General features: G+C 71.6%; 3 protein-coding genes. 2 read left to right on the top strand and 1 reads right to left on the bottom strand.

The genetic code is table 11. The annotated features are described in order from the left end of the window. The coding region (locus tag ACG2DA_RS21525) for a hypothetical protein (RefSeq protein ID WP_395258573.1) at positions 1-723 on the bottom strand (723 nt) is incomplete at its 3' end. Between the two features lie 247 nt (positions 724-970). Here ACG2DA_RS21525 and pilM point away from each other — a divergent pair. Further along, entirely contained in the window at positions 971-3,379 is a 2,409-nt protein-coding gene (gene pilM / locus ACG2DA_RS21520) for a type IV pilus assembly protein PilM (protein ID WP_395258571.1), read from the top strand. 87 nt (positions 3,380-3,466) lie between these two features. Continuing rightward, a complete protein-coding gene (locus tag ACG2DA_RS21515) occupies positions 3,467-5,440 on the top strand; it encodes a hypothetical protein (protein ID WP_395258570.1) in 1,974 nt (657 codons plus the stop codon). Positions 5,441-5,455: the final 15 nt, after the last annotated feature.

The raw sequence follows: 5,455 nt of genomic DNA, 5'->3' as shown, positions 1-5,455 counted from the left end.
GGCGGCCGCGGCGGCGATCTCCTGTTGCAGCGCCTCCCCGGCCAGTCGCGGGATCACGAAGCACAGGTCGCAGAACTTCGCCGGGGTCGGATAGAACCGCTCCCGGGCCTCGCGGAGCACCTCGGCGGCTTCGACCAGCCGGGCGCGCGTTTCCTCCCGATCCCCGGCGAACAGGGCGTCCGCGGCGGCGACGACCTCCGTGCGGAGCCGGGTCTCGTCCAGCGTGCTGTAGTAGTGCGTCCGCCGGGTCAGGCGTTCGATCCACAGGTGGCCGAGGCCCAACGCGAAGAACGGGCGAAGATCGCCCGCCGCAACGTCCCGGCGGTCCGGCGACAGCAACGGGGCGAGGTCCGACAGGGCCGCGGCGCGGTCCGGGCCGACGACCGCGAGGCGGGCGCCGGCTTCGGCCTCCCAGCCGTCCGGCAGGACGTCGCGGACGAACTCCGGGAGGAGGAACCGCCGCCCGCCGACGGGGCGGGGCGGTTGGTCGGCCATGACCAGGCGGGGCAGGGCCCGGGCGGCGGCCAGCAGGGCGGGGTGCCACGACAGGGCGAAGGCGTTCAGCGCCGCGGCGGCCTTGCGCTCCGGAAGACGCTCCGGCAGATCGTCCAGGCCGTGGGAGGGCAGCAGGAGGACCGTCTCGGCGGGCCCGGCCTCCCCGGGGCTGCTTCCGTCGGGGCCGTCTCCGCCAGGAGCGGGGGTCTGCGGGGGGGCGGATTCCACGGCAGACACGGGCGGGCGGGGGCTTGGGGCGCGGGGGGAGGGTCGTTCCGGCCGCACGGACGGCGGCGGGCGGGGCGGCCGCGGGAGGCCGGAGGACCGGCGACGGGCGAAGCGACCGATTGACCGCACCGGAGACGGGGGGGATGATGACGGGCGGTCGGCCGACCGGGAACTCTCCCCCCGCGGGCGACGTCCGGCGTTCGCCGACTTCCTCTCCAGATCCCCCGACAACGTACAAAACCTGACCATGGCCGACGATCAGCCGGTATGGGGCATTGAAGTCGGGCAGGCCGCCCTCAAGGCGATCAAGCTGCGCCCGGATCCGATCACCGGGCGGGTGGTCGCCGAGGCGTTCGATCTGGTTCAGCACCCGAAGATCCTCAGCCAGCCGGACGCCGTGCCGGCCCAGCTGATCGCCGAGGCGTTCGAGACGTTTCTGTCCCGCAACAGCCTGAAGGGCTGCCGCGTCGCGATGAGCCTGCCGGGGCAGAGCGCCCTGGCCCGGTTCATCCAGCTGCCGCCGGTCGAATCGTCTCAGATCGCCAAGATCGTCGAGTACGAAGCCCGTCAGCAGATCCCCTTCGCCCTGGAGGAAGTGATTTGGGACTACCAGCCGCTGGGCGGCGGGCTGGAGGAGGGCGGTTATACACTGGAGGCGGAGGTCGGCCTGTTCGCCATGAAACGCGATCAGGTGGAGATGGCGATGGCCCCGTTCCTCGATCGCAAGATCGAGGTGGACCTCGTCCAGATCGCCCCGCTGGCCCTCTATAACTTCCTGACCTACGACCGCCTGGGAATGCGGCAGGACAAGGAGTTCGAGGCCCCCGACGAATACACGATGGTCTGCGACCTCGGGGCGGACAACTCCACGCTGTTGATCTCCAACGGCGATAAAATCTGGATCCGCAACGTCAACGTCGGCGGCAACCACTTCACGCGGGCGCTGGTCAAGGATCAGAAGCTGACCTTCGCCAAGGCGGAGCACCTGAAGTGCAACGCCACCAAGGCCCCGGACCCGCGGGCGGTGTTCCAGGCGCTGCGGCCGGTCTTCAACGACTACGTCGCGGAGATTCAGCGGAGCATCGGCTATTTCAGCTCCGTGAACCGCGAGGCGAAGATCACCCGCGTGCTGGGGGTGGGCAACGGCTTCAAACTCGCCGGCCTGCAAAAATTCCTCCAGCAAAACCTGCAACACCCGGTCGAACGGGTGGACCAGTTCAAGGCGGCCGTCGGCGACGAGGTGCTCAACGACGCCACGTTCCGCGACAACGTCGCCGGCTTCGTCGTGCCCTACGGCGTGGCGCTGCAGGCGGCGGGACTGACCCGGATCACCACCAGCCTGGTGCCGCCGGAGATCATCCAGGAACGGAAGATCCGCAAGAAGAAGCCGTGGGCCGCCCTGGCGGCCGGCGTGCTGCTGGCGGGCATCAGCCTCGGGGCGGCGGGCTACGGCCGCTACGGGGAGAGCGTCAGCGAACAGCGCTGGGCGGAGCCCCTCGCCGAGGTGCCGAAGTTCTCCTCGACCGTCAGCGGCTTCCAGGGCGGCTACGACGAGCAGTTGTCCAAGATCGAGGAGATCAAAACGGTCGGCGAGGAGCTGACGAAGCCCGGCAGCGGCCGCAGTTACTGGCCCGAGGTGTTGCGGGCGATCGCCGCGGTCACCCCGGCCGACCCCGCGGAGGAACTGAACAAGCCGATCGAGCAGCGGGAGTCCGTGCTTGTTAAGGCGATCACCTTCGAGAAGGAGCCGGACCTCGCCACCTGGTACGCCGACCTGCCGCCGCTGACCAAGGAGGAAATGAACGAGATGGCCGCCGCCGAGGCGGAGGAGCGGAAGAAGCAGCGGGAGGCCGAAGCCGCCGCGGCGTACGCCGCCGAGAAGGCCGCCGCGCTGGCCCGGGGCGAGGAACCGCCGCCGCCTCCGCAACCGGAACCCGCCCCGGAGCCCCCCGCCGAGGGCGAGGACCCCCCGCCGGCCCAGGCCCCGCCGGAGGGGGAGGGCTACGTGGTGACGCTCAAGGGCGTGCACTACCACGACGGCTCCGCCCCGGAGGACCGCGACCGCGGCTACCTGCGGCGGACGATCCTCAGCAACCTGCGGGAATGGACGATCGATACCCCCTTGGGCGAGGTCCCGGTGGGGAAATTGGGCATCAGCCACCCGGCCCTGCTGCCGATCACCGCCCGCCAGATCCCCTACGACCCCGAGGGCCGCACCGTACTCGGCATGCCCGGGGGAGACCGCCGCGGCCGGATGGGCTCCGGCTACGACGAAATGGGCTCCGACTACGGCGGATACGGCGAGGAGGGCAGTTACGGTTCGCCTGACGGGTCCCCCTTCCGAGGCGGCGGAAGCTTCGGCCGAGAGGGGAGCGGGTACGGCGAATACGACTCAGAAGGCGAATACGGGCCGTCCGGCCGCCCGGGAGGTCGTCCGCCGATCGACATCAACGCCCTTGACGAGGAAGACCCGGAGAAGGAACTCGTGATGAAGACCGAGTACCCCTTCACCATCCAGTTCGTCTGGAAGAAGACGCCGCCGGAGCAGCGCTCCGACGTCCCCGGCGAAATTCTGGCCGGCGAGGGGGCCGAGGGCGGCGTCGCCCCCGCGTCCTCCGGGTCGGCGTCGTATTCCGGTTCCGGCGGAGACGTCTGACCGCCGCCCGGCCCCGGGCGCCTGCCGCCCGTCCCCGACCCGTTTTCGTCCGTTTCGTTTCCCGCCCCGCCGCCCCGGATCGTTCCCGTGGACAAGCTGCAACCGATCCTCACCCACCGATTCTGGGTCGTCCTGGGCCTGACGGTCTGCCTGGCGCTCGGCGCCTGGTGGACCGGCACCGGCGCGCTCGCGGAACAGATCGCCGCCGACGAGGCGAAGGTGAAGGGGCTCAGCGTCCCGAACGGGCAGAACGCCCCGAACCAGGAGTGGATCGACAAGGCGACCGAGGAACGGCTTAAGTGGGAGGCGGAGCTGATCGACGCCGCCCGCACGCTGGCCGTCACCCAGGAACAGCTGCGCACCTGGCCGGAAAGTTACCGCGCCTACGTTGACGGCCTCGGCTACTTCGAGCCGATCGGCCGTCGCGGACGGGAGCAGTACCGCCTCGTCTACGAGCAGCAGATCGAGGAACTGCGGCAGTCGCTGCGTCCCTACGACTTCGAGACGCAAACCGGTGTGGTCAACGTCCCGGAGGGCGTGCTGCCCCAGTTCAACACCGCCGGCTGGCAGAGCAAACCGCCGCTGTCGATGACCGTCTGGAGCGCCCAGGAGGACATCTGGCTGATGCGCGAACTGCTCGAGCAGGTCACGAAGGTGAACGCCGGGGCGAGCCTGATCCTCGACGCCCCGGTCAAGGAGATTCAGTCCTTCACGCTGCGGGGCGGCGCCGGGCTGACCCCGGCGGAAGAGGGCGCCGTCGATCCGATGTCGTCCGGAAGCGAGTCCGGGTCGGGATCGCCCGGACGCGAGGAGTACGGGGAGGGGTACGGGGAAGAACTGATGGGGTCCTTCGACGGACGCGGTGAGGGAGGCGGCGGCGACGCCCTGGACGCGGACCTCGACTTCTCCCTCGACGACGACATCGGCCCGAGCGACGGGCTCGACGAGGATCCCTCGCTGATCGCGCCCGAGCTCGCCGCGGCCGCCGAGGCCTCGTCCGCCGCCGCGTCGCCGTCGTCGTCGCCGTACGGGGAAATGGAAAGCCGGGCCTCCGAAGGGGGATTCAGCCCCGTGGGCGGTCAGGCGAGCGCCAAGCCGGAATACGTCTCCCCCGGCGGCGGGCGGCGGTACATCACCAGCGCCCCGGACGTGCCCTACCGCACCCGGGCCTTCAAGATGCAACTGGTGCTCGACCACCGCGAACTGAACAACGTCCTGGCGGATCTGTCCAACAGCGATTGGCCGGTAGAGATCATCCGGGTGCACATGGTCGAGGGCGCCAAGCCGCTGGGCCCGCGGGCGCCGGGGGCCGGCTCGCGGGGCGGCCTGCGGGAGGGCGGGCCCGGCAGCTTCCGTCGCGGGCTCGGCGGCGGCCTGAGCGGGGGCGGACTGACCCGCGGAGGCCTGACCCGCGGCGGCCTGAGCGGGAGCGGCCTCGGCGGGCGTTCGGGGGGGCTGTCTGGATTGAACCGCCGGCCCGGCTTCGGCAACCGCGGCGCCCGCCCCGCGGTGGATCCCTCGGACCCGTATCAGGTGGCGATGACCGACCCGTACCTCGCCACGGTGGTCGTGGGCGGGATCATGACGATCTACAAGCCGCGGACCGAAGCGGAACTGGCCGCCGGCCTGGGCGATCCCTCCGCCGATCCGGCCGCCGCCCTGGAGGCCGAGGCCGGAGCCGACCCCGCCGCGATGACCGAGCCGGGCGAACCGACCGACGCGGAGGTCAACCCGCTGAACCCGAACGCCCCGGCCGACGCCGAGCCGGCCTCGGAGGACCAGTTCGGCGTCCTCCCGCCCGCGGATCCCGCCGACCCCGCCGCCTCCGAGGACGCCGCCATGGAGGAGGGGGCGGACGCGGCCGGCTTCGGCGGCTTCGACGCCGGCGGCGACTTCAACCTCAACGCCACTCCGGCGCCCCCCGGCGTGGAGGCCCCCTCCGGAACCGTCCCGGGGGACGAGCCGCCCCCCTCCGGCGAGGCGCCTCCCGCCGGCGACGCCGCTCCCGCCGAACCCGGCGCCGACCCCGACGCCGAGCCCGTCGCCGCCGGCGGCGCCTGACCCCGAACCGTCCCG

This window comes from Alienimonas sp. DA493 (assembly GCF_043951915.1).
Taxonomy (GTDB): Bacteria; Planctomycetota; Planctomycetia; order Planctomycetales; family Planctomycetaceae; genus Alienimonas.
This window is presented reverse-complemented; position numbering and strand designations above follow the sequence as displayed.